This window comes from Testudinibacter sp. TW-1 (assembly GCF_050613185.1).
In the GTDB taxonomy this organism is placed as follows: Bacteria; Pseudomonadota; Gammaproteobacteria; order Enterobacterales; family Pasteurellaceae; genus Chelonobacter.
Genome location: NZ_CP192511.1, coordinates 2,157,673 through 2,180,817, shown reverse-complemented (window position 1 = coordinate 2,180,817; position 23,145 = coordinate 2,157,673). Strand labels below are relative to the sequence as shown.

General features: G+C 47.3%; 18 protein-coding genes and 1 pseudogene. 9 read left to right on the top strand and 10 right to left on the bottom strand.

The window, feature by feature from the left end; all coding sequences use genetic code 11:
- Positions 1-23 precede the first annotated feature (23 nt).
- From ACQ31U_RS10405 to ACQ31U_RS10380, 6 genes are all read right to left on the bottom strand, one after another.
- Entirely contained in the window at positions 24-308 is a 285-nt protein-coding gene (locus tag ACQ31U_RS10405; RefSeq protein WP_084257964.1) for an integration host factor subunit beta, read from the bottom strand.
- A gap of 59 nt (positions 309-367) precedes the next feature.
- Positions 368-2,038 carry a 30S ribosomal protein S1 gene (rpsA, locus tag ACQ31U_RS10400; RefSeq protein ID WP_431051804.1) on the bottom strand — a complete coding sequence of 557 codons (1,671 nt, stop codon included), beginning with the start codon at positions 2,036-2,038 and terminating at the stop codon, positions 368-370.
- A gap of 99 nt (positions 2,039-2,137) precedes the next feature.
- Complete coding sequence (gene cmk / locus ACQ31U_RS10395; protein ID WP_431051802.1) at positions 2,138-2,821, bottom strand: (d)CMP kinase; 684 nt, start codon at positions 2,819-2,821, stop codon at positions 2,138-2,140.
- A gap of 224 nt (positions 2,822-3,045) precedes the next feature.
- The gene (locus tag ACQ31U_RS10390) at positions 3,046-3,789 is read right to left on the bottom strand and encodes a glycerophosphodiester phosphodiesterase family protein (protein WP_431051800.1); all 744 of its coding nucleotides are present in this window, start codon (positions 3,787-3,789) and stop codon (positions 3,046-3,048) included.
- 55 nt (positions 3,790-3,844) lie between these two features.
- Positions 3,845-6,001 (bottom strand): bifunctional 23S rRNA (guanine(2069)-N(7))-methyltransferase RlmK/23S rRNA (guanine(2445)-N(2))-methyltransferase RlmL, encoded by a 2,157-nt coding sequence (gene rlmKL, locus ACQ31U_RS10385; protein ID WP_431054329.1) that lies wholly within the window; start codon positions 5,999-6,001, stop codon positions 3,845-3,847.
- Positions 6,002-6,151: 150 nt separating this feature from the next.
- Positions 6,152-7,564, bottom strand: coding sequence for a cytochrome c peroxidase (locus tag ACQ31U_RS10380; RefSeq protein ID WP_431051798.1), 1,413 nt, complete (start codon positions 7,562-7,564; stop codon positions 6,152-6,154).
- A gap of 252 nt (positions 7,565-7,816) precedes the next feature.
- Between ACQ31U_RS10380 and pcnB the strand changes: the two genes are divergently transcribed.
- Together pcnB and folK are read left to right on the top strand one after the other, a co-directional pair.
- Positions 7,817-9,328, top strand: a complete 1,512-nt coding sequence (pcnB, locus tag ACQ31U_RS10375) for a polynucleotide adenylyltransferase PcnB (RefSeq protein WP_431054328.1) — start codon at positions 7,817-7,819, stop codon at positions 9,326-9,328.
- Positions 9,318-9,830: a 2-amino-4-hydroxy-6-hydroxymethyldihydropteridine diphosphokinase gene (folK, locus tag ACQ31U_RS10370; RefSeq protein WP_431051796.1), complete on the top strand. Its 513-nt coding sequence runs from the start codon at positions 9,318-9,320 to the stop codon at positions 9,828-9,830. Before pcnB ends, folK begins: the two co-directional genes overlap by 11 nt.
- A 75-nt stretch (positions 9,831-9,905) precedes the next feature.
- Here folK and ACQ31U_RS10365 read toward each other — a convergent pair whose 3' ends face one another.
- The 4 genes and pseudogenes from ACQ31U_RS10365 to metX form a co-directional block, all read right to left on the bottom strand.
- Positions 9,906-11,216 carry an HlyD family type I secretion periplasmic adaptor subunit gene (locus tag ACQ31U_RS10365; protein ID WP_431051794.1) on the bottom strand — a complete coding sequence of 437 codons (1,311 nt, stop codon included), beginning with the start codon at positions 11,214-11,216 and terminating at the stop codon, positions 9,906-9,908.
- 7 nt (positions 11,217-11,223) lie between these two features.
- Complete coding sequence (locus ACQ31U_RS10360; RefSeq protein WP_431051792.1) at positions 11,224-13,425, bottom strand: type I secretion system permease/ATPase; 2,202 nt, start codon at positions 13,423-13,425, stop codon at positions 11,224-11,226.
- A gap of 78 nt (positions 13,426-13,503) precedes the next feature.
- Positions 13,504-14,766 carry a TolC family protein gene (locus ACQ31U_RS10355; RefSeq protein WP_431051790.1) on the bottom strand — a complete coding sequence of 421 codons (1,263 nt, stop codon included), beginning with the start codon at positions 14,764-14,766 and terminating at the stop codon, positions 13,504-13,506.
- 152 nt (positions 14,767-14,918) lie between these two features.
- Positions 14,919-16,001, bottom strand: a pseudogene (gene metX / locus ACQ31U_RS10350) (homoserine O-acetyltransferase MetX); the annotation flags it as partial.
- Between the two features lie 192 nt (positions 16,002-16,193).
- Here metX and ACQ31U_RS10345 point away from each other — a divergent pair.
- The 7 genes from ACQ31U_RS10345 to rsxG all read left to right on the top strand — a co-directional run bounded on the left by ACQ31U_RS10345 (position 16,194) and on the right by rsxG (position 23,111).
- On the top strand, positions 16,194-17,084 hold the full coding sequence (locus ACQ31U_RS10345) for a DMT family transporter (protein ID WP_431051788.1): 891 nt from the start codon (positions 16,194-16,196) through the stop codon (positions 17,082-17,084).
- A gap of 97 nt (positions 17,085-17,181) precedes the next feature.
- Positions 17,182-17,892, top strand: coding sequence for a SanA/YdcF family protein (locus ACQ31U_RS10340; protein WP_431051786.1), 711 nt, complete (start codon positions 17,182-17,184; stop codon positions 17,890-17,892).
- A gap of 119 nt (positions 17,893-18,011) precedes the next feature.
- On the top strand, positions 18,012-18,593 hold the full coding sequence (gene rsxA, locus ACQ31U_RS10335; protein WP_431051784.1) for an electron transport complex subunit RsxA: 582 nt from the start codon (positions 18,012-18,014) through the stop codon (positions 18,591-18,593).
- Positions 18,593-19,210, top strand: a complete 618-nt coding sequence (rsxB, locus tag ACQ31U_RS10330) for an electron transport complex subunit RsxB (protein ID WP_431051782.1) — start codon at positions 18,593-18,595, stop codon at positions 19,208-19,210. The genes rsxA and rsxB overlap by 1 nt, the downstream gene beginning before the upstream one ends.
- Position 19,211: 1 nt before the next feature.
- Positions 19,212-21,404 carry an electron transport complex subunit RsxC gene (rsxC, locus tag ACQ31U_RS10325; RefSeq protein ID WP_431051780.1) on the top strand — a complete coding sequence of 731 codons (2,193 nt, stop codon included), beginning with the start codon at positions 19,212-19,214 and terminating at the stop codon, positions 21,402-21,404.
- Between the two features lie 9 nt (positions 21,405-21,413).
- Positions 21,414-22,481, top strand: a complete 1,068-nt coding sequence (gene rsxD, locus ACQ31U_RS10320) for an electron transport complex subunit RsxD (protein ID WP_431051778.1) — start codon at positions 21,414-21,416, stop codon at positions 22,479-22,481.
- A 9-nt stretch (positions 22,482-22,490) separates the two neighbouring features.
- Positions 22,491-23,111, top strand: a complete 621-nt coding sequence (rsxG, locus tag ACQ31U_RS10315) for an electron transport complex subunit RsxG (RefSeq protein ID WP_431051776.1) — start codon at positions 22,491-22,493, stop codon at positions 23,109-23,111.
- The last annotated feature ends 34 nt before the right edge of the window (positions 23,112-23,145 follow it).

The following is a 23,145-nucleotide window of genomic DNA, read 5'->3' as shown; positions in this document are numbered from 1 at the left end:
CCATTTAAGTACCGTTTTATTATTTAATTGGACTGATTCACGCGCTCTCTCAGCTCTTTACCCGCTTTAAAATGAGGAACATATTTCGCGTCCAAATCCACTTTGTCACCCGTTTTCGGATTGCGTCCGACACGTGGCTGACGGTAGTGGAGCGAAAAACTGCCGAATCCGCGAATTTCAATGCGATCCCCGTTTTCCAGGGTTTGCGACATGGATTCAAGGATACTCTTAACTGCATTCTCTACGCTTTTCACCGGAATCGTATGATTTTGTTGAATCAAACTCTCGATAAGCTCTGATTTAGTCATGCTGCCTCCTCATTTTGAGCGGATACCGCACTTGGTATCCGCATGTGAAGTTCAATTAATTATTCGCTTTTAGACGCCGCTTTGAATGCTTCAGCCATTGCATTCGGAATAGCTTCTTCTTGCTTGTTCACATTTGCAACTGCCGCGCTGTCTTCCGCTTCGTCTTTAGCACGCACTGACAGGTGTACGGTACGGGATTTACGATCAACACCGGTGTATTTCGCTTCAACGACATCGCCAACGCTAACCACGGTAGTCGCATCTTCAACACGCTCACGTGCTAAATCAGCCGCGCGTACATAACCTTCTGCACCGCCTTCCAGTTCTACTTTAACACCTTTCGCGTCAACTTCAACCGCTTTCCCGGTTACAACCGCGCCTTTTTTAGTGGCAGCCACGAAGTTGTTGAACGGATCTTCTTCTAATTGCTTGATACCTAAAGAGATACGCTCTTTAACTGCATCAACTTGCAGCACAACGGCAGCCACTTCGTCACCTTTTTTGTAGTTACGAACCGCTTCTTCACCGGCAACATTCCAAGAAATATCAGACAAGTGAACCAGACCATCGATACCGCCTTCTAAACCGATGAAGATACCGAAGTCAGTAATAGATTTGATTTTGCCTTCAACGCGATCACCTTTTTTGTGGGTCTCGTCGAATTGCTGCCATGGGTTCGCTTTACATTGTTTCAAGCCTAAAGAAATACGACGGCGTTCTTCATCGATTTCCAATACCATGACTTCGACTTCATCACCGACGCTAACCACTTTAGACGGGTGAATATTTTTGTTGGTCCAATCCATTTCTGAAACGTGAACCAAACCTTCAACGCCGTCTAAAATTTCAACGAAGCAGCCGTAGTCGGTCAAGTTAGTCACTTTACCGCTTAATTTGCTGTTTACAGGGTGATTTTCAGCGATAGCAACCCAAGGATCTTGACCTAATTGTTTTAAGCCTAAAGATACGCGCGTGCGATCACGGTCGAATTTCAATACTTTAACGGTGATTTCGTCACCGACGTTCACGATTTCGCTTGGGTGTTTAACGCGTTTCCAAGCCATGTCAGTGATGTGTAACAAACCGTCTACGCCGCCTAAATCGACGAACGCACCGTAGTCGGTCAAGTTCTTAACGATACCTTTAACCACGGCGTCTTCTTGCAGATTTTCCAACAGTTGTTCGCGTTCTTGGCTGTTTTCGGTTTCGATAACCGCACGACGGGAAACAACAACGTTGTTGCGTTTTTGATCCAGTTTAATTACTTTGAATTCTAACTCTTTACCTTCCAAATGCAAGGTATCACGGATTGGACGGGTATCTACCAGAGAACCCGGTAAGAATGCACGCACACCGTTCAACTCAACTGTGAAGCCGCCTTTCACTTTACCGTTGATTAAACCGATAACAGTCGCTTGTTCTTCGTAGGCTTTTTCCAGTTCGATCCAAGATTCATGGCGAACCGCTTTTTCACGAGACAGCTTGGTTTCACCGAAGCCGTCTTCAACAGCGTCCAATGCCACTTTTACTGAATCGCCGACGTTAACTTCCAATTCGCCTTGGGCGTTCAGAAATTCTTCAACAGGAATTGCGGATTCAGATTTTAAACCTGCGTCAACCAATACAAAACCTTTTTGGATAGCAACAACAGTACCGTTAACGATAGAACCTTGACGGGTTTCAAGTTCTTTTAGGGATTCTTCAAATAATTGAGCAAAAGATTCAGTCATATTTAATCTTCAAATAAATTAATAACGTCCATTCGAATTCCTTCCAAATGGGGCTGTTTCAATCGGTTCGTTCGTCCTTGAACAAACCATAAAAATCAATCAGGCAGTCTTGCGAATGCGTTGATCGACATATTGTAACGCTTTTTCGACAACTTCGCTAATACTTAATGCGCTCGAATCCAATAAAAATGCGTCGTCCGCCGGTTTTAACGGGGCGACTTCCCGATTTCGGTCGCGAAAATCGCGTTCTTTGATTTCGCTTAGGATTTGATCATAATCCGCCGCCACGCCTTTTTGTTGCAGTTGTTTAAAACGGCGGTCGGCACGCTCTTCCGAGCTGGCATCCAAAAAGATTTTCACTTGCGCCTGCGGAAACACCACCGTGCCCATATCGCGCCCGTCGGCGATCAGCCCTTTTTCGCTGCCGAAATCCCGTTGCCGTTGCAATAATGCCGAGCGCACTTGCGGAAACGCTGCGACTTTGGAGGCATTATTGCCGGCGATTTCGGTGCGGATTTCACTGCTGACATCTTCACCGTTTAATAATACTTTCACCGCACCGTTTTCCGGCACAAAGCGGATATCTAATTTCGCCGCCAACGCCGCAAGTGCGGTTTCATCGTCCAATGCGACCGCACTTTTCACCGCCGCCACGCCCAACACGCGATAAATTGCGCCCGAATCCAACAGCTCAAAGCCCAACTTTTCCGCTAATGCTTGGCATAACGTTCCTTTACCGACACCGCTCGGACCGTCGATGGTGATGACAATATTTTTTTGCATTTTTTTCTCTCAAGTTTATAGCGGGAATTACGTCCCTCAGCCTGTCGAATCAAGTTCAAAAATGTATATTATCGTAAGGGCGGATTAGATATCCGCTCGAACCACACTTTACACTTTTTCCTTATTAATTAAATGATTATACCGCACTTCGCAAACGGGCGGATATCTAATCCGCCCCTACTTAGACTTATCAACTCAATTTATACTCAAAGAGCACAGCATAATTAACCCTGCCGATAACGCGCTGCAAACAAATGCGGCACGTCGCTAAACACGGCGAACACACCCCAGTTAAACAATTCATTGGCACGCATGGTGCTGTTGACGGTATAAACCGCCACTTTATAACCGTCGTTGTTGAAACGGGCGACCGTTTCACGGGTTAAACCATCTTGTGATAAATGAATATATTCCGCCCCAACCCATTCCAACGTGGTAATCGCGTCGTCTAACGATTGATAAGATTCGTACAAACACGCCACCGCAATTTGCGGACAACGCTTTTTCAATTCCGCTAAGAACAAGAAGTTGAAACTGGAAATAATCACTTCACGCTCCGGGTCGAGTGCGGTCAATGCCTGTTGCAAGCCGTCCAATAATTTTAACGCCATCGCTTTGCCGGCTTCGCAACTTTTGATTTCGATATTGCCGTTCAATTGCTGTTTATTCATCAATTCCACCAATTGATTTAAGGTCGGCAACGGTTCGCCTTGAAAATCTTCGCCAAACCATGCGCCGGCGTCTATGCCCGGCAAATCCGCTTGTTGCAAGTGATAATACCCACCGCTGCGATTGGTGCAACGATCTAAAGTGGAATCGTGGGTTAAAATCACCGTGCCGTCGCCGATCACGTCAATATCACACTCAAACCAGTTGATATGGTATTCTTTGCACAATTTAATCGCCGCCAGCGTGTTTTCCGGCGCCAGCCCCGACACGCCGCGATGGGCGTAAACGCGATTGTTCATGTTTTCTCCTTTTGTTTTATATTATTAATCAGCCCCTCTAGAGCTTTTTTGATTATTATAATGTCGTGATGATCCAACAATTATGAATCTGTTTATTACGCTCAAAATCCAGCGGTAAGGTTTTTGCGCTGATTTCGGTCGCTTGTAAGCCAAGTGCGGTCAAGCCGTCGAAATCCATTTTGAAGCCGCGTTTGTTATTGGAAAAAATAATCGTACCGTTCGGACGGATAATGTTTTTCAACATCGTCATCAGATGAAGATGATCGCGCTGCACGTCCCAACTCTCCTCCATGCGTTTCGAGTTGGAAAACGTCGGCGGATCGACGAAGATCAGATCATATTGTTGCTTACATTCTGCTAGCCATTGCAAGCAGTCGGCTTGAATAATCTTGTGCTGACGGCTTTCCTCAAAGCCGTTCAGGATTAAATTTTGCTCCGCCCAGTTGAGATAGGTATTTGACATATCCACCGTTGTGGTGGTTTTTGCACCGCCCAACGCCGCATGAACCGTTGCCGAGCCGGTGTAGGCAAACAGATTGAGAAAATCTTTGCCTTTCGCCATTTCGCCGACCATTTTGCGGGTGAGGCGGTGATCCAAAAATAGACCGGTATCGAGATAATCGGTCAGATTGACCCACAATTTTGCGCCGTATTCTTGCACATCAAAATAGTCGCCCTGATTGCCCAGTTTTTCATATTGGCTGCTGCCTTTTTGTTTTTGCCGCACTTTCAGCACCAGTTTATTGGTATCGACACCGGTGACTTGCAAGGTTGCACTGAGCGCATCGAGCAAACGCTGACGCGCTTTCGCCGGATCAATATTTTTCGGCGCGGCATATTCCTGCACCACGATATGATCGGCATACCGATCCACCGCCAGATTATATTCCGGCAGATCGGCATCATATAAACGATAAGCGTCCAGCCCCTGTTGCTGCGCCCATTTCTCGATCTTTTTGATATTTTTTTGCAAACGGTTGGCGAAGTCTTGCGCCAAACCAGTGCCTGCCGAAGCCGATAATTCTGCTTGAACCGGCGCTGGGTGATCAAGTGCGGTCGGATCTTGCGCTTTAATTTGATAATTTTTTTGCAAGCACTCCAACGGTCCATTCTTTGCTTTAAACTGGCGGTGCGAACGCAATCGGATACAGCTCAACAATTCCGGTTCGGCACTAAAAATCGACGCGTTCCAGCCGCCGAACTGCTCTTTTAAGCGCTGCCCGAAAACCGAATACAGCGCAATCAACGCCGGTGTTGTGCCTAAACGTTCACCGTATGGCGGATTACATACCACTGTGCCGATTTCATCGGCGGCACACGGATTTTTCAGTGCGGCGATGTCGCCCTGTTTGAAACGGATTAAATGTGCCACGCCCGCTTGTTTGGCGTTGCGCTGCGCTTTTTGTAACACGCGGTGATCGAGGTCGAAACCGTAAAAGTGCGGTTGCGGATTTTTTTGCGCCTGCTGTTCGGCTTGTTGTTCCGCTTCTGACCGCACTTGTTGCCAGCATTCAAAATTATGCCCTTTCCAGTGATCAAAGCCCCAATGCAAACGCCCTAATTGCGGTGCGATTTGCGCTTCCATTTGCGCCGCTTCGATTAGCAACGTGCCGGAACCGCACATCGGATCAACCAACGGCGTGCCTTGTTCCCAGCCGGAACGCAAAATCACCGCCGCCGCCAAGGTTTCACGCAACGGGGCTTTGCCGCTTTCCTCACGATAACCGCGCAAATGCAATGCCTCGCCGCTGAGATCGAGCGAGATTATCGCGTCTTCGCGGTTGAGATAAACGTGAATGCGAATATCGGGATACTCTTTTTCTACGTTCGGGCGCGCTTCGCCTTTGCGTTCAAAGTAATCCACTATGCCGTCTTTGACGCGCATTGCGCCGAATTGGGTGTGGCGAATGGCTTGGTTCGTGCCGTTAAAATCGACTAAAAACGTGCTTTTGCTGTCAAAATGTTGTAGCCAGTCAAATTGGGTGATGGTCGAATAGAGATCCAAGTCGTCATAGACTTTGCTTTGGGTTAAGGGCAATAAAATGCGCGAACTCAAGCGGCTCCACAGCAAAGTGCGGTACAGCGTGCTGTCGTCGGCTTGATAGGCAACGCCGCCTTGCTGCAATTGACATTCTTGCGCACCAAGTGCGGTCAGTTCGGCTTTTAATAATTCTTCAAATCCACGCGCGGTGGTGGCAAACAATGTATTCATCGTTTTCATGGGATAATCTGTTCTCGATTCGACGGTTAATTGGGGCGCAGTATAGCAAAATTGGGGGGAATTAGCAGGGGGATAATGCAGGATCAGATAAATAAAGCAAGCCGCCATTGAACGACTTGCTTATTGTTTTAGTATCAGATATTAAGGTTTACTGTTCTCATTCAACAATAGCTTGCCCTGATATTCACCGGTTAAGCTGTGCAAAAACTCAACCATGTCGTTCACATCTTGCTCCGGCAGCACCACACCGTTTTGGTATTTCAACATGGTTGCTACCGCTTGCGGTAAAGTTTCGGTTTGCCCATCGTGGAAATATGGCGCGGTCAACGCAATGTTGCGCAGGCTTGGCACTTTGAAGCGGTGCTTATCGCGCGGATCTTGGGTTTGATTGAAACGACCCAAATCGTCAGCGGTAATTTCCGTGCCGCGATCCGCAAAATAATCCGCCTTCGTGCCCATCAATTCATAGGACGTGCCCCCCATATTGATTCCGCTGTGGCAGGTGTCGCATTTGTATTGTTGGAACAAGGCATAGCCGTGTTTTTGCTGTGCGGTTAAGGCGTTTTCATCGCCTTTTAAGAATTGATCAAACGGGCTGTTCGGCGTGATTAAGGTTTTCTCGAATTCGCCAATCGCGTCGGTGATATTTTCTCCGGTGAAGCCGTTCGGATAGACTTGTAAGAATGCCGCTTTTAAGGCTTGATCTTGATCCAATTTGGCAATAATTTCGTCCCAATCTTTTGATCCCATTTCCACCGGATTAAACGGAGGACCACCGGCTTGATCGGCAAGCGTTGCCGCACGACCATCCCAGAACTGTACGAAATTGAACGCGGCGTTATACACCGTCGGCGCATTGATACCGCCTTTTTGTCCGTGAATACCGGTTGATGTCGGCAGATTATCCACCCCACCGCTATTCAAACCGTGGCAACTGGCGCATGCAACGCTGCCATCGCCGGAAAGTGCGGTGCTGTGATAAAGCACGTTACCCAACGCCACTTTCGCCGGATTGGTTTCAATGCTGTCGGGAATCGGTTGGATAAAGCGATCGGCGGCTACGCCGGCGGTTTGCGGCAACAAATGATCTTGCCGTTGCTGACGAATCCAATCCAGCACTATTTTTTGCTCATTGGTATCTAATGATGATCCCCAGTGCAGATGAATAAAGGATTTCATCGGCATTTCATCATTCAATACGACACGTTCCAGCTTCGCCAATGCCGCCGCCGACAGATTTTGCGGTTGGTCAAAATGCGCGGTGATTTCGCTTAATAAAAAGTGATCCAACGCCTTATCAATGTCATTTTGCATAATGCCGTTGATCACCGGCAGCTGAATATAAAACGGCACTTCGGCGTTTTGCGTGTGGCAATATTGGCATTGATTATCATAAAACACCCTTTCCACCGCTTTTGCCGCCGGATTTTGTACCGCACTTTGCGCCAACAATTTATCACGTTGTTGGTTATCAAACTGATTAACATAAGCCACCGTCGCCAAAAACCCGATGACTCCCAAGCCAATCAACGAAAAAATCAGCTTTTTCTTCATATAAACCCCTTAACAGTAAAAAATGAATATGACTTAAATACCCCTACTACTTCCGGGGTAGTTTGGCTGATTTATTGTGTTTTTTATTTGATTAATATCAAGGTTTTTAATTTGCTTAACCTATCACTGCAATAGGCTTATTTTTATTATGGATATTCAGCCGGCCACGCTTTGTGATTTTTGTATTTGCAACGCCGGCAATTTGGGCTAAAATTCGGGGCAAACTTATCCGATAATTATCAAACAGCTGTTATCTCAGCGAGGTGTCCCATTTTAACGTTAATCAAACAATTTTTCGGCAAAAAAAACAAAGCAAAAAGCCCGCCGAAAAACGATGAAATCCAACATGCTACGCACTCCCATAAAGCGAAAATCCGCCCAAATCCGAATTTGGAAAACCAACCTAAACCGAAACGCAAAGTGCACCATCATGCGGTGCCCCATAAATATCATCTGAAAGCGGCGGAATACGGCATTTATCCACGCATGATCCAACGCAATGCGTTGACCGTGGTGGAAAAGTTACAACGTAATGGTTATGAAGCCTATGTGGTTGGCGGCTGTTTGCGCGATTTATTATTGGAAAAACAGCCGAAAGATTTTGATGTCGCGACCAATGCCAGCCCCGATCAAATCAAAAAAGTGTTTCAACGCCAATGCCGCCTGATCGGACGGCGTTTCCGTTTGGCGCACATTATGTTCGGGCGCGAGGTAATTGAAGTGGCGACCTTCCGCGCGGATCATCAAGACGAACATAAAGGCGAACTATCGCGTCAAAGTTTAGACGGCATGCTATTGCGTGATAACGTGTTCGGCACATTGGAAGAGGATGCCAAACGACGCGATTTCACGGTTAATGCGCTGTATTACGATCCGAAACACAATATGCTCATTGACTATTTCAACGGCGTGGAGGATTTGCGCAATGGTAAATTGCGTTTGATTGGTGATGCGGAAACCCGCTATCAAGAAGATCCGGTGCGCATGCTGCGCGCCGTGCGCTTTATGGCAAAACTGGATATGTTTTTGGATCGCGACAGTGAAGCGCCGATCAAAACCTGCGCCCCGTTACTACGCAATATTCCGGCGGCACGTCTGTTCGACGAATCGTTAAAATTACTGCAAAGCGGCTGCGGGCTGCAAACCTATGAGTTGCTCAATCAATATCAACTGTTGCCGTATCTGTTCCCGACGCTGATCCCGTTTTTCACCGGCAAACAAGATTCGTTGGCAGAGCGTATGATTCGTACCGCACTTCAATCAACCGATGAACGAATCAAAGATAATTTACGGGTTAATCCGGCATTTTTATTCGCCGCATTTTATTGGTATCCGCTACGTGAAAAAATGGATCAACTGAAAAACGAGGCCAATCTCAACAATTACGATGCGTTTTCAGTGGCGGCAAGTGAAGTTTTGGACGGTTTATGCCTTGCCTTGACCGTGCCGAAACGCTATACCTTGGTGGTGCGCGAAATTTGGTCGTTACAATTGCAACTGCCGAAACGCAGCGGCAACCGTGCGGAAAAAACCATGGCGCAAGCCAAATTCCGCGCCGGATATGATCTGTTGGCAATGCGTGCCGAACTGGAAGGCGGCGAATTGATCGAGCTGACCACATGGTGGCACGAATACCAACTCAGCAATCCGCAACAGCGTGAAAATTTAATGGCGGAGCAAAATCAACGCGATCCGCAAGCGAAGAAAAAACGCCGTTACCGTCGCCGCAAACCAAGCAATCGAGCGAAATCCAATGCTGAATAACAAGCCGAGTAATATTTTGAAAGCAACAGCTTATATCGCACTGGGTAGCAACTTAGCCAATCCGCTTGAACAATTGCAAAGTGCGGTTGAAGCGTTAAATGCGTTGCCGCAAACCGAAGTCACCGCGGTGAGTTCGTTTTATCGTAGCAAACCGCTCGGACCGCAAGATCAGCCGGATTTTATCAATGCCGTCGCCGCGATTGAAACCGCGCTTTCACCACTGGATTTATTGGATCAGCTGCAACACATCGAGCAACGGCAAGGACGAATCCGCTTACGTCGCTGGGGTGAACGTACTTTGGATTTGGATATTCTGCTGTATGGCGACAACATCATTAATAACGAACGCCTGACCGTACCGCACTATGATATGCACAATCGCGAATTTGTGATCGTACCGCTATATGAAATCGCAACACTGTTGCGCTTGCCGAATGGAGAAAAATTAGCGGACTTAGCCGATAAATTCAAACGGCATAATATGGAAACTATCGCAATTTAACAACAACTTAGCACGCAAAACAAAACGGGATAATGCTCGTGTCATTATCCCGTTTTGCACCTTCAAAAATATAAACTAGCGCTCTTGCAATGCCTGCTTCAAGCGGGTGATCGGTTTGACTAAATATTGGAATACGGTTTTTTCACCGGTTTTGATATCAATCGTGGCAATCATACCGGGAATAATCGGCAATTCTTTTCCGTTTTTATCGGTTAAGGTGCTTGATTCGGTAGTTACCAATACCCGGTAATAGGCTTCATTAGCATTCAATTTTAAATCACTCGGTCGTTTTTGGTCGTGTAAGGTGTCCGGACTGAGTAATGTCACCACGCCATCCAAACCACCATAAATGGCGTAATCATATGCCGACAACTTGACTAGCGCTTCCATTCCCGGACGGACATAAGCGACATCACGCGGGCTGATATAAGCTTCAACCACCAATTTTTCTTCCACCGGAACAATTTCCATAATATCTTGCCCGGCACTGATTACTCCCCCGATAGTATTGATCCGAATATTTTTCACTATCCCTTTAAGTGGGGAGCGGATCAAGGAACGCTCTACCGGATCAGCTCGCATTGCCATATTTTCCCGAGCTTGTTGCAATTCGGTTTGAACCCGAACCAATTCACTATTGGCGTCGGTCACATATTTGTTTTGCCGTTCAACAATTTGCAATTGCAATTCACTGGATTGGCGACGCATTCTCAGCACTTCGACTTCCGATACCGCCCCTTTGGCTACCATTGGTGTTGTCATCGCAATTTCTCGATCCAGCAATTTTTTACTTTCACTCAAACTATTGATCGACTCTTTTAGCGCTTGTTTATGTGAATTATAGACCGCAGTTTCCCGGTCAACTAGCTCTTGCGGCGTATCTTCGGCAAACTTAAGAACTCGATTATAGGCTTCGGCTTCCAAGCGCGTTACAACCGCCGCCAAGTTCTGCACTTTAGCTTGACTTTCGCGCAAACCGGCTGAGCTACGGGTATCATCCAATTTCAATAGGACTTGTCCTTTTTCAACCAAATCCCCTTCTTTAACTTGCATTTCACTTAAAATCCCCGGGTCTAGGCTCTGAATCACCTGTTCACGGCTACTCGGAATAATGCTGCCCTGTCCGCGGGTAACTTCTTCCAACGGACTATTGTATGCCCAAATTAAAAATACGGTTAAAAAAGCAAACAGTAAAATAATTCCCCAAAACAACCCCGTATGTTTTTCCTGTTGGATGGCCGCATTCAGGTCGGTTAACAGCTTTAAATCCCGTTTGCTGTACTTTTCTTTGCTCGGTGTATTATCGGTAATCAATTGCTGATTGACCGCACTTGGTACTGTTTTGCCTTTGGTCGTAACCGTTGTTTCTTGTTTTTCTGACATCATTCTTTTCCTACAGCGTTACATCAAGTTGGGTGGTTTGTTGCTCGGGTTGTTTTACTTGCGCCTGTGCGGCTTGAGCTTGCTGTTGTTGCTTTCTTTCATTTTCGGCCAATTTTTTCAGCACTGCGTCACGAGGCCCATCCATCACAACTTTGCCTTGGTCAATAATCACGATCCGATCGACAATTTGTAATACTTGTGGTCGATGAGTCACGATCACCATCGTACGGTTGCGACACCAATTAGCAATCACTCGTAATGCTTGAATTTCACTGGCTTGGTCAAGTGCGGTTGTCGGTTCATCCAATAACACCACTTTGGGGTTACGTAATAACATTCTCGCCAGTGCAATCACCTGTTTCTGTCCGCCCGATAATCCTAACCCATTTTCGCCCAGCGGCATATCCAAGCCACGCGGGTGATTACGAATCAGTTTATCCAAACCAAATACCGTCAAAGCCCGAATTAAATCCTGATCGCTCGAAAAACCGTCCATACGGGCTAGATCCATATTCTCGCGCAAACTGCCTAAAAACAGGCGTGGATTTTGTTCTAACAGCAAAATTTGATTACGTAGGAAATTAGGATCTAGCTGGCGTAAATCCACACCGTCTAAGGAAATAGTCCCTGAGTTCAAATCATATAACCCCGAACCGGCTTTCAGTGCGGTCGATTTCCCACTGCCGATTCGCCCTAAAATCCCGACTTTTTCTCTCGGGCGAATGGTTAAATTTAATTGGCTCAACGCCGGAGCGGCGTCCTTGTCGTAAGAGAAATTAACGTTGTTAAATTGCAGTTCGCCCTGAACTTGTTCAAGAGTGACGTAATTGCGCTCGCTATCGCGATCCGTTTTGCGTTCAATAATGCCGTTAACGCCCTTCAAGGCAACCCAAGCCTGTTGAAAGCGCACTGCCAAACCGGCAATTTGTCCGACCGGCGCAAGGGCGCGCCCGGATAGAATCACCGCCGCAATCAATGCCCCCATAGTGATTTTTTCCGTCGGATCTTCACTGTGTATCAGATAAGTACCGTAAACCACTAAAAATACCGTATTCAGTTGTTGCATTGCGGTGGCAAAGTTAACCACGAAGTTACTGGTATCTTTCAGTTTAATCGACGAAGCGGCACTGGTTGCGGTGTAGTGATCCCAACGTTTTTGCGCCCATTTCGCCGCATTATTGGTTTTCAGCGTTTCCAAGCCTTCAATTGCTTCTACTGCCAGCCCTTGACGTTGTGATGACTCTTTCATTGATTCATTGATGTATTTGGCTAGCGGGCCTTGTGCTAAAAAACCGACCAAAATCACTAACGGAATAATAACTGATGGTACAATCGCCAAATTGCCTGCCACTAGCCAAATCACCGAAATAAAAAGCAGTAAGAATGGCAAATCGACCAAGGTTAGCAAACTTGCGCTGGTCATAAAATCGCGCACTGATTCAAAATCACGTAAATTACTGGCATAAGAACCCGAAGATGCCGGGCGTTCTTGTAATTTTAACCCGACCACCCGCCGAAAAAGCGCGGAACTAATAATTAAATCCGCCTTCTTACCGGCAATATCCGTTAAATGCCCTCGGATCATTTTCGCAATAAACTCAAACGTAATCGCAATAACCACACCAATACTCAAAACCCACAAGGTGTTATACGCTTGATTAGGAATCACCCGGTCATAGACATTCATCACATAAAGCGAGCTGACGAGCGCCAAGAAGTTAATGATAAACGTGGCAAGAATAACCTGATAGTAATAGCGTTTAAAACGCCAAATCACCTTAAAAAACCATGCCTTCGGCATTTTATATTCCGGCAGTTCCGAACGGGCGTCAACCCCAATTTTCGGTTTGATAAACCAACAATATCCAAGGTATGTTTTCACTAAATCCGCGTGGTTGATACGCTGGGTCAAACCGTCCAATTGCTGAATGGTATATACTCGCTCTTGCCCATATCCTTCTATTGCAATAATCACCGCCGCCTCTTCATTTTGCAACAGCACCACCGCCGGCATTGCCAAAGAGGGGATATCTTCTAACGCCCGTTGTGAGATCGTATTTTCAAACCCTTCACTTTTTAAAAACTCTTGCAATGAAGAAAAGTTAATTCCCATATCGTTATTGCGGATAACATTCGCGGTTAACGTCGCGACAGAAAGTTGCGAGCCCACCAATTGTGTTGCCAGAGAAATATTTTCAATAATTAGTTTCATCGTTATTATGCTTCTTTAAAAGGAAAAGCAATAAAAGCAGAATTCTCTGCTTTTATTGCCGTTATTCTCATCTTTGGATTATTTCCGCGCATTGCGTGGAAAACCCGCCCATTCGGCAAGCGTTCCTTGCGAACGCAGGTAGTCAAGTTTTGCCTTGCGCAGAGCACTTTGCGTATTCACCTGCGCCATTTCGACACTGAATAATTCGCTATGTGCATTTAATAGTTCAATCAATGTCTTACGAGCCAAATCAAATTGCAATCGGTAAAACTCCGCCACCTTTTTCGAGGCTGTAATTTGTTTTTTAATGGTTCGCAATTGAATCGTATTTCGTTTGATATCTAATTGCGCTAAATTTGATGTTTCACGAATATTGCGCTCGACCCGGTGTAACCGCTCTTTGGATGACGCAATCACATTCGCTTTTTCTCTCACTTCATAACTGGAGGTATGGTTAAACACATCCCAATTGACGTTAATCGCGGCTTCGCGATCTTCGCTGGTGGCTGTTGCCGTCAAATCAATCTTTGGCAATTTTTTGAGTTTTGATAATTCGTGATCTTTTAGATTGGTTTCTAACTCGGCGGCTTGTGCTTGGTAGGTTGCCGTGCTTCTGACATCTTTTGCCGAATAATTTTTATAGAGTACATCAACGGATAATTTGGTAAACGGATCTTGCAACTCTTTTTCCGTAATCTGATTGCCGGTATAGGTCGCTAACTGTGTCAAATTTTGATATAGCTCGCGCTGATATTCATTAATTTCCTGTTCAACCAAAATTGCACGGGATTCCGCTTGCACATATTCCGACTCACGCCCTTCATCATTTAAGACAATCGTGCCCAAATCCGCCAAAATTTCATTATGACGCTGTAAATTACGCTCACCAACTGCAATCTTTTCTTTTGCCTGCAACGCATTCAAATACAATTCTGAAATGGTATAAGCCAATTCTTCACGGCTTTCGTAGTATTTGAAGTTGTAATATTTTTCATTTTCTTTATTCTTTTCAACGTCTTTTTCAATCGCGCCAAAAGCATATAAATTAATTGAACCCCTGACTCCGGGCACAATTTTGCTTTCTTTACGGTCACCCGGATCTTTGTGATATTGCGATAAGACTTTATTCCCGGTCAACGAAACCACCGGATAATGCCCGCCTTTTGCCTGTTCCACTCTATCTTTCGCTGCGCCTAATTCAGCCTCGGCTTCTTTTAATATAGGGTCATTGACTAAAGATTGTACGAGTACGTTTTTAAGTGAATTAGCATAACTAAATGTGCTAACAAGCGCGAAACCAGTTGCCATAATCACCGTATTTAGCGCGAAGCGTTTGAACATGGCGCAACCTCCCGAAAATAATTCGATTTATTTATATTTAATAATCATTGGATTAATGCGTAGTTTACATTATTTTGAGTTCTAAAATAGTGTTATTTACAAAAAATTATGCGCCGAATAACGACGAAACGAAAGATGGCTGCTGTATTCGCTTATTCCAGTCCCTTACGAATCATCGGCTCAAAGAAATCGTATTCGACCAGAAAAGCGTCATGTCCGAAATCGGAATTAAACTCGTGATAATCCAGTTCGACGCCGTTTTCTTCCAATAATGCCTTGCTTTTACGCATATCGACCGCTTTGAACAATTGATCATTGGCTACGGCAACCAGAATATAGCGGGCTTTAATCCGGCTCAGCGCTTGTTTGATATCATGGTCGTAATTCAGCGCCGGATCGTATAAATCCAATGCGCGGGTGAGGTGCAGATAACTATTGGCGTCAAAGCGATCAAGAAATTTTTTGCCTTGGTAGCTGAGATACGATTCCACTTGAAAATAATCACCAAAATGTTCCGGCACCTGTTTTTGCACCCGCCCAAAGGCTTTATTCAGCTGAATATCGGTGCGGTAAGTCAGCATGCCCAGCATTCTGGCAATCGCCAAACCTTGTTCCGGTGCCGGTCCGTGGTAATAGTCGCCGCGATTAAAGTGCGGATCAGCAATGATCGCCTGACGCATAACATGGTTAAAACCAATCGCTTCGGCACTAAAATACAAGGAAGAACAAAGATTCACCACACAACCAACATAATCCGGATAGTCGATTGCCCATTGCGTTGCTTGCATGCCGCCGAACGAGCCGCCGATCACGGCACGCAAGTGCGGTATTTGCAAATGATCCAGCAGCGCCTTTTCCACCCGAATTATATCTTGAATGGTAATCGCCGGAAATTGGCTGCCATAGGGTTTGTCTGTGGCGGGATTAATCGAGGAGGGGCCGGTCGTGCCTTTGCAACCGCCCAACACATTGGAACAGATAAAGAAAAAGCGATCGGTATCCAACGCCAAACCCGGCCCCATAAAACTCTGCCACCAGCCTTTTGCTTCGCTTTCATCGGCAAAAAACGGTTCGGCATCGCCGGTCAAGGCATGGCAAATCAACACCGCATTGCTCTTCTCTGCATTCAATTGCCCGTAAGTTTGGTACGCCACCGTAATATTACCGAGCTGCCCGCCTAAAAGTAACCGGATCGGTTGTTCAGTAAATAATTGAGTGGATTTGACCGCCATAACTACCTTGCAATGCTGTTTTTTATATTCTGTTCTAAATTAAGAACATAAATTACCGATCCCTAAAATCATTGTCAAGCAATTTTAGCCGTCTAAACATCTGGAATGATACACCGCTATTTTCACTCTTGCTTTTTCGGCGGTTAACGCTATGCTTAAGCGCAATTTCCACTCTCGCATAAGGCCACCGATCCGATGTTACATCACCCGATTAAAGGCGCATTGGCAATGATACTTGCCGGTATCGTCTTTGCCGTCATCAATACGCTTACCCAGATTTTAGGCACGCAAACCACGATTGACTCCGCCTCGGTCGCACTGTTCCAATACTTGTTCGCCTTATTGTTTCTTGCCCCCAGTCTATTTAGAGCGGGTAAAAGCGTGCTGAAAACCCGGCACTTGCTTTGGCATATTCTGCGGATCGGGATTTCGGTGATCGGGATTCAATGTTGGATCAGCGCCTTAATGTACCCGATTCCCATCTGGCAAGGCATTGCCTTGATTATGACCTCCCCGCTGTTCGCCACTTTGGGCGCGGCATTGTTTTTAAAAGAAAAAGTCGGTATCAACCGCATGTTGGCAACTTTGCTCGGTTTCGCCGGAGCGATGATTATTCTCAAACCGTGGGCGGAAGATTTTAATCCCGTTGCCCTGTTGCCGCTTGCGGCAGCGTTGTGCTGGGCGATTTATTCTCTCATGGTGAAAAAACTGTCTGCGCACGATTCGCCGACCACGATTGTGGTGTATCTGTTTATTCTCATCACGCCGTTTAATCTGCTGAGTGTATTGCAAAGCGCCGGACTAAGCCTGCCCGATACAGCCCAATTAGGCTATCTGATCCTGCTCGGGTTTCTGACTGCGATTGCACAACTGGCGATCGCCAAGGCATATAATTTGGCGGACGCCGCCTATTTACAACCGTTTGATTTTCTGAAGTTACCACTGAATGTGTTAGGCGGCTGGCTGGTTTTTCAAGCGGTTCCGCCGGGGCGGCTTTGGCTTGGCGCCGGTTTGATTATTCTGGCAATTTTGTACATCACCTATCATGAAAGCCGATCCAAGAATCTGACGCCGCACACAAAATAAAATGATTTGCCTAGCGATAACTGCTTTATATTGTTAGAATAAACCATCACTTTATCCCGTTTCATTACTAATAGTCCCTAGTATGAGATCACATAAAATGTCAGATAACGCTTCCAACATCCCCCCCGCAGTCACCAAGCGACTCTCGCTGATCTGCCGTTGGTTGCAAGAGCGCTTGAAATATCTGGCATTTCTCGTTTCTTTTTCCGTGATTACCATCATCATCGCCGATCAAACCATCGGATTTTATGTGCGCGACAAGATTTATGATGATATCCATGCGGTTCCACACCGCCCTTATGCCTTGGTTCTCGGCACTTCACGCTATTTCAGCGATAACTCGCTTAACCTGTTTTATTACAACCGTCTGCTCGCCGCACAGGAATTAATCAAAAACAATAAGGTTGATTATCTGCTGTTAAGCGGCGACAATCGCACGCCGCAATATAACGAACCGCGCAATATGTTTTACGATTTACGCAAACTCGGCGTCAACGCGGAATTTATGTATCTGGATTTTGCCGGCTTTCGCACCCTCGATTCGGTGATTCGGGCGAAAAGTATTTTTCATGCCAACTCCATCACCATCGTGTCGCAAAAATTCCACTGCGAACGCGCCCTGTTTATTGCGCAATATTACAATATTGACGCAATCTGCTATGCCGCCGAATACCCTGACGAACGTTACAGTGTCCGAATCCGTGAATTTTTTGCCCGGATATATATGCTGTGGGATTTGTTAACCGAAAAGGAGCCTTATTTTTTAGGCGAGCCCGAACCACTGCCGCCGCCGTTAATGGCGGAATAGCCTCCGCCCCTTGATATTAGATTTGACCGCACTTTAATTTCAAATTTAATCTGATTTTAGTATTGTTCTTAGTTTCAGAAAAACGGATAATACATCCTCGTTTTTCCGGTTGAATAGTTATGATCGATTACCTGTTATTAGTACTTGGAACCGCACTTGTCAACAACTTTGTCCTGATTAAATTTCTCGGGCTATGTCCGTTTATGGGCGTTTCCAAAAAAATTGAAACCGCCATCGGCATGGGACTGGCAACCACCTTTGTGTTGACGGTCGCTTCGCTGTGTTCGTATTTAATCGACCGCTATATTTTAATGCCGCTCGGCGCAGACTTTCTGCGGACTTTGGTGTTCATTTTGGTGATTGCCGTGGTGGTGCAATTCACCGAAATGGTGATCCATAAAACCAGCCCGACACTCTACCGTTTGCTCGGTATTTTCTTGCCGCTGATCACCACCAACTGCGCCGTATTAGGCGTGGCGTTATTAAATATTAATCTGGCGCATAATTTAGTCCAATCCGTGATTTACGGCTTCAGTGCCGCGCTCGGTTTTTCTTTGGTGTTGGTGCTGTTTGCCGCTTTGCGTGAACGCTTAGCCGCCGCCGATGTGCCGAAACCGTTTCAAGGCGCCTCTATCGCGCTGATCACCGCCGGTTTAATGTCGCTTGCCTTTTTAGGCTTTACCAATTTGGTACACAGCTAATGAGTTTGTTAAGCGAGCTGACCGCACTTCACTGGGTGCTGATCCTAATTGCCTTGCTGGCATTGGTTTGCGGCGCAATTCTCGGTTTTTCCTCGGTGAAACTGAAAGTGGAAAGCGATCCGATTGTCGAGCAAATTGACGCGATTCTGCCGCAAAGCCAATGCGGGCAGTGCGGTTATCCCGGCTGCCGCCCGTATGCCGAAGCGATTGCCAACGGCGATGTCATTACCAAATGCGTGCCCGGCGGGCAACCCTTGGTGGTGCAGCTTGCCGATATGCTCGGGGTTGAAGTGCCGAGTACCGATTTTGCCGAAGGCGCGCCTGAAGTCAAAGTCGCCTTTATCCACGAAGAGATGTGTATCGGTTGCACCAAATGTATTCAAGCCTGTCCGGTCGACGCAATTATCGGCTCGAATAAAGCCTTGCATACGGTGATCGCCGATCTCTGCACCGGTTGCGAATTATGTGTCGCCCCTTGTCCGACAGACTGTATTACCATGGAAAAAGTCGAAAATAACATCGAACAATGGAATTGGAAATTTGATCCGAAGCTGATTATTCCGATTACCTCGCTTGATCATACCATCACCGTTGCAAAACCGTCTGATGAAGGCTAGCATGAAAGATCTCATTCAACGAATCAACAGCGGCAAACTGTGGCAATTTCCCGGCGGCGTTCACCCGGCGGAGATGAAAACCCAATCGAACCAAAAGAAAATCGGTCGCCTCGCCCTGCCCGAGCGCTTTTATATCCCGCTGAAACAACATGTCGGCGACGCTGCCGATCTGCTGGTAAACATCGGCGATTACGTGCTGAAAGGACAACAGCTGACCCATCATCAATTGCTGAGTAAATTGCCGGTTCACGCGCCGACCTCGGGCACTATTATTGATATTGGTGCTTATCCCGCCAACCATCCGTCCGGCTTGAGCGAAGCGACGGTGGTATTGCAGGCGGACGGTTTGGATCAATGGCGTGACCGCACTTTCAGCGACGATTTTATGTCGTTCAGCACGGAACAGTTGATCGAGCGGATTTACCAAGCCGGGATCGCCGGGCTCGGCGGAGCGGTGTTCCCGAGTGCCAATAAAATCAATTATGTCGTCAATGGGATCAAACTGCTGATTATCAACGGCGCGGAATGCGAACCTTATATCACCTGCGATGATCGTCTAATGCAGGATTACAGTCAGGAAATTCTGGAAGGTATCCGTATCTTGCGCTACCTCACCCGCCCGGAAAAAATCGTGTTTGCGATCGAAGATAACAAACCGCAGGCGGTTCAAGCGATCAAAACCGCACTTCAAGGCGCGAATGACATTGAGTTGCGCGTGATTCCGACCATTTATCCGTCCGGCGCCTCAAAACAGCTGATTCAAGTGCTGACCGGTTTGGAAGTGCCGAAAGGCGCGCGTTCTTCTTCGCTCGGCATTTTAATGCACAATGTGGCGACGGTATTTGCGATTAAACGCGCGGTGATCAATGATGAACCGTTGATTGAACGCGTCGTCACCCTGACCGGCGATAAAATCCCGCAACCGCGTAACTATTGGGTACGTTTCGGCACCCCGATTCAAACCCTGCTACAACAAGTGAAATACCAAGCGGACGCCCGTTTGCCGATTTTCGTCGGCGGTCCGATGATGGGCTATATTCTGCCGAATCCGCAAGCGCCGGTTAACAAAATGACCAACTGCCTGATTGCGCCGGATCACTTTGAATATGCGCCGCCCGCGCCGGAACAAAACTGCATCCGTTGTTCCAGCTGCTCCGACGCCTGCCCGGTGCAACTGCTGCCCCAACAACTGTACTGGTTTGCGCGCAGCGAGGATCACGCCAAATCGGAACAATATGATCTCAGCGCTTGTATCGAATGCGGCGTTTGTGCCTATGTCTGCCCGAGTAATATTCCGTTGATTCAATATTTCCGCCAGGAAAAGGCCAAAATCGCCGAAATCAAACATAAAGAGCGCTTGGCAGAAGAGGCAAAAGTGCGGTTTGAACAGCGCGAAGCGCGTTTGCTGAAAGAGAAATTGCAGCGCGAGCAACGCGCACAGCAAGCCGCCGAAAAACGCCGCCAAGAAATTGCGCAACAAAAAGGCGAAGATCCGGTCAAAGCCGCCTTAGAACGCTTAAAAGCGAAAAAAGCGGCTGAAGCCCAAACAGCTGACAATGCCGCAACTGCCAACCCTGAAACCGCTACACGTCGAACTAAAGCCGGCGAAGTGCTGCCGGATAACCGCGAACTCATGGCGCAACGCAAAGCGCGACGGTTACAACAGCAAGCCGACAAGCAAGCGGAACAAACCGCTGATTCAACCAGCGAAAAAAGTGCCGCCGTTGCCGCCGCGATTGTGCGCGCCAAAGCCAAAAAAGCGGCGCAGACTAGCAATGCAAGCGAAAGTGCGGTTGGCATTCAAACGGAAAAACCGCAGGCAAGTGCGGTTGAAGCCGATCCGCGCAAAGCCGCGGTTGCCGCCGCCATCGCGCGCGCCAAAGCCAAAAAAGCGGCGCAAGCCGGCAATGCAAGCGAAAGTGCGCTTGACGTTCAAACAGAAAAACCGTTGGCAAGTGCGGTTGAAACCGACCCGCGCAAAGCCGCGGTTGCCGCCGCCATCGCGCGCGCCAAAGCCAAAAAAGCGGCGCAAGCCGGCAATGCAAGCGAAAGTGCGCTTGACGTTCAAACAGAAAAACCGCAGGCAAGTGCGGTTGAAACCGAGCCGCGCAAAGCCGCCGTTGCCGCCGCGATTGCGCGTGCCAAAGCCAAAAAAGCGGCGCAGCAAGCCAGCGCTGAAACCGAAAAGCCATAGGAAAGAGAGATGTTTAAAATAGTCAGTTCCCCGCATACCCATTCCAGCAACTTAACCGCGCGTTTTATGTTGTGGGTGATTGTGGCAATGCTGCCGGCAATTGCGGTGCAGATCTTTTATTTCGGCTTCGGCGTATTTATCCAAATCGGACTGGCGGTCGGTTTCGCCTATCTGCTTGAGTTGTTCGTCACTTATTTGCGCCGTAAACCGCTGTTATTTTATGTTTCCGACTTTAGTGTCATTCTCACCGCGCTGATTTTAGCGGTCGCGATTCCGCCCTATGCGCCTTATTGGATCATTTTAATCGGCACTTTTTGCGCCGTGATTTTAGGCAAACATGTGTACGGCGGCTTAGGGCAAAATCCGTTTAATCCGGCAATGGTCGGTTATGTGGTGTTGTTAATCTCCTTCCCGTTGCAAATGACCAGCTGGATGCCGCCGATCGCCCTGCTAAACGAACCGCCGACTTGGAACGACACCGTTGCCTTGATTTTTAGCGGCATCAGCAGTGACGGTTACTCGCTGGTTCAGCTCACCGCCACCATCGACGGCATTAGCCAAGCGACCCCGTTAGATTCGTTGCGCAGCGGTTTACTGGCGCAAAAAAGTTGGCTTGATGTCAGCCAATCGCCGATTTTCAGCCAAACCGCACTTGGCTCACTCGGCAACGGTTGGTGGCAGCTGAATCTGGCGTTTTTACTTGGCGGGCTGTTGTTATTGTGGAAAAAAATCATCCACTGGCAAATTCCGTTCGCGCTATTGCTGAGCCTTGCCTTGTTGAGTTGCGCCGACTGGCTGTTTTCCGAGCAAGCATTGCCGAATCCGTTGTGGCAATTATTCAGCGGCGCCACCATGTTTTGTGCGTTCTTTATTGCGACCGATCCGGTCACCGCCTCAATTACGCCACGCGGCAAACTGATTTTCGGCGCATTGGTCGGCTTACTGATTTATGTCATTCGCAACTACGGCAACTATCCTGACGCGGTGGCATTCTCGATTTTATTGGCAAACATTTGCGTGCCGCTGATCGACCACTACACCCGCCCGCGCGTATACGGTTATCCGGTTAAAAAATAAGGTTAGACGATGATTAAAACCACCTTTCGCTCCGCCCTGATTTTGGCATTGGTTGCCCTGCTCTGTACCGCACTTTCGATTGGCGTTTTTTTGCTGACCAAACAGCGGATCGATAACGCCGCATTGAACCAACAGCGGCAGCAACTGGCACAGGTGATTCCGGCGGATTATTTCGATAATAATTTATTACAACATTGTGTTGTGCCCGACGCCGACCGTTATCCGCAATTGCAACAGATTTACATTGCGCAAAAACAGGGGCAAACCACCGCTTATGCAATTAAAGCCACCACCAATCAGGGCTATTCCGGTAGAATTGATATCCTGGTTGGGATCACCCCCGACGGCAAAGTATTAGGCGTGCGGACACTGGCACACAAAGAAACACCGGGCTTGGGCGATAAATTGGAAACCAGCAAATCCGATTGGATCTACGGTTTTAATCAGCAACTGTTCAGCCTTGAAAATCAGAACGAATGGGCGGTGAAAAAAGACGGTGGTCGGTTCGATCAATTCACCGGCGCAACCATTACGCCAAGAGCGGTGATTAACGCGATTAAAGCCGCGGCAAGTGCGGTAGTCAGCGATTTTCAGCATCATCCGCCAAGCCAATTTGAAGCATGTCGATAAGTGAGGAAAATATGTCGGAACGCCTAATATCAGA

Excerpts from the sequence above, each read along its gene's own strand:
- ACQ31U_RS10405 (WP_084257964.1), bottom strand. The coding sequence starts at position 308 with ATGACTAAATCAGAGCTTATCGAGAGTTTGATTCAACAAAATCATACG.
- rpsA (WP_431051804.1), bottom strand. The coding sequence starts at position 2,038 with ATGACTGAATCTTTTGCTCAATTATTTGAAGAATCCCTAAAAGAACTT.
- cmk (WP_431051802.1), bottom strand. The coding sequence starts at position 2,821 with ATGCAAAAAAATATTGTCATCACCATCGACGGTCCGAGCGGTGTCGGT.
- ACQ31U_RS10390 (WP_431051800.1), bottom strand. The coding sequence starts at position 3,789 with ATGAACAATCGCGTTTACGCCCATCGCGGCGTGTCGGGGCTGGCGCCG.
- rlmKL (WP_431054329.1), bottom strand. The coding sequence starts at position 6,001 with ATGAATACATTGTTTGCCACCACCGCGCGTGGATTTGAAGAATTATTA.
- ACQ31U_RS10380 (WP_431051798.1), bottom strand. The coding sequence starts at position 7,564 with ATGAAGAAAAAGCTGATTTTTTCGTTGATTGGCTTGGGAGTCATCGGG.
- folK (WP_431051796.1), top strand. The coding sequence starts at position 9,318 with ATGCTGAATAACAAGCCGAGTAATATTTTGAAAGCAACAGCTTATATC.
- ACQ31U_RS10365 (WP_431051794.1), bottom strand. The coding sequence starts at position 11,216 with ATGATGTCAGAAAAACAAGAAACAACGGTTACGACCAAAGGCAAAACA.
- ACQ31U_RS10360 (WP_431051792.1), bottom strand. The coding sequence starts at position 13,425 with ATGAAACTAATTATTGAAAATATTTCTCTGGCAACACAATTGGTGGGC.
- ACQ31U_RS10355 (WP_431051790.1), bottom strand. The coding sequence starts at position 14,766 with ATGTTCAAACGCTTCGCGCTAAATACGGTGATTATGGCAACTGGTTTC.
- ACQ31U_RS10345 (WP_431051788.1), top strand. The coding sequence starts at position 16,194 with ATGTTACATCACCCGATTAAAGGCGCATTGGCAATGATACTTGCCGGT.
- ACQ31U_RS10340 (WP_431051786.1), top strand. The coding sequence starts at position 17,182 with ATGTCAGATAACGCTTCCAACATCCCCCCCGCAGTCACCAAGCGACTC.
- rsxA (WP_431051784.1), top strand. The coding sequence starts at position 18,012 with ATGATCGATTACCTGTTATTAGTACTTGGAACCGCACTTGTCAACAAC.
- rsxB (WP_431051782.1), top strand. The coding sequence starts at position 18,593 with ATGAGTTTGTTAAGCGAGCTGACCGCACTTCACTGGGTGCTGATCCTA.
- rsxC (WP_431051780.1), top strand. The coding sequence starts at position 19,212 with ATGAAAGATCTCATTCAACGAATCAACAGCGGCAAACTGTGGCAATTT.
- rsxD (WP_431051778.1), top strand. The coding sequence starts at position 21,414 with ATGTTTAAAATAGTCAGTTCCCCGCATACCCATTCCAGCAACTTAACC.
- rsxG (WP_431051776.1), top strand. The coding sequence starts at position 22,491 with ATGATTAAAACCACCTTTCGCTCCGCCCTGATTTTGGCATTGGTTGCC.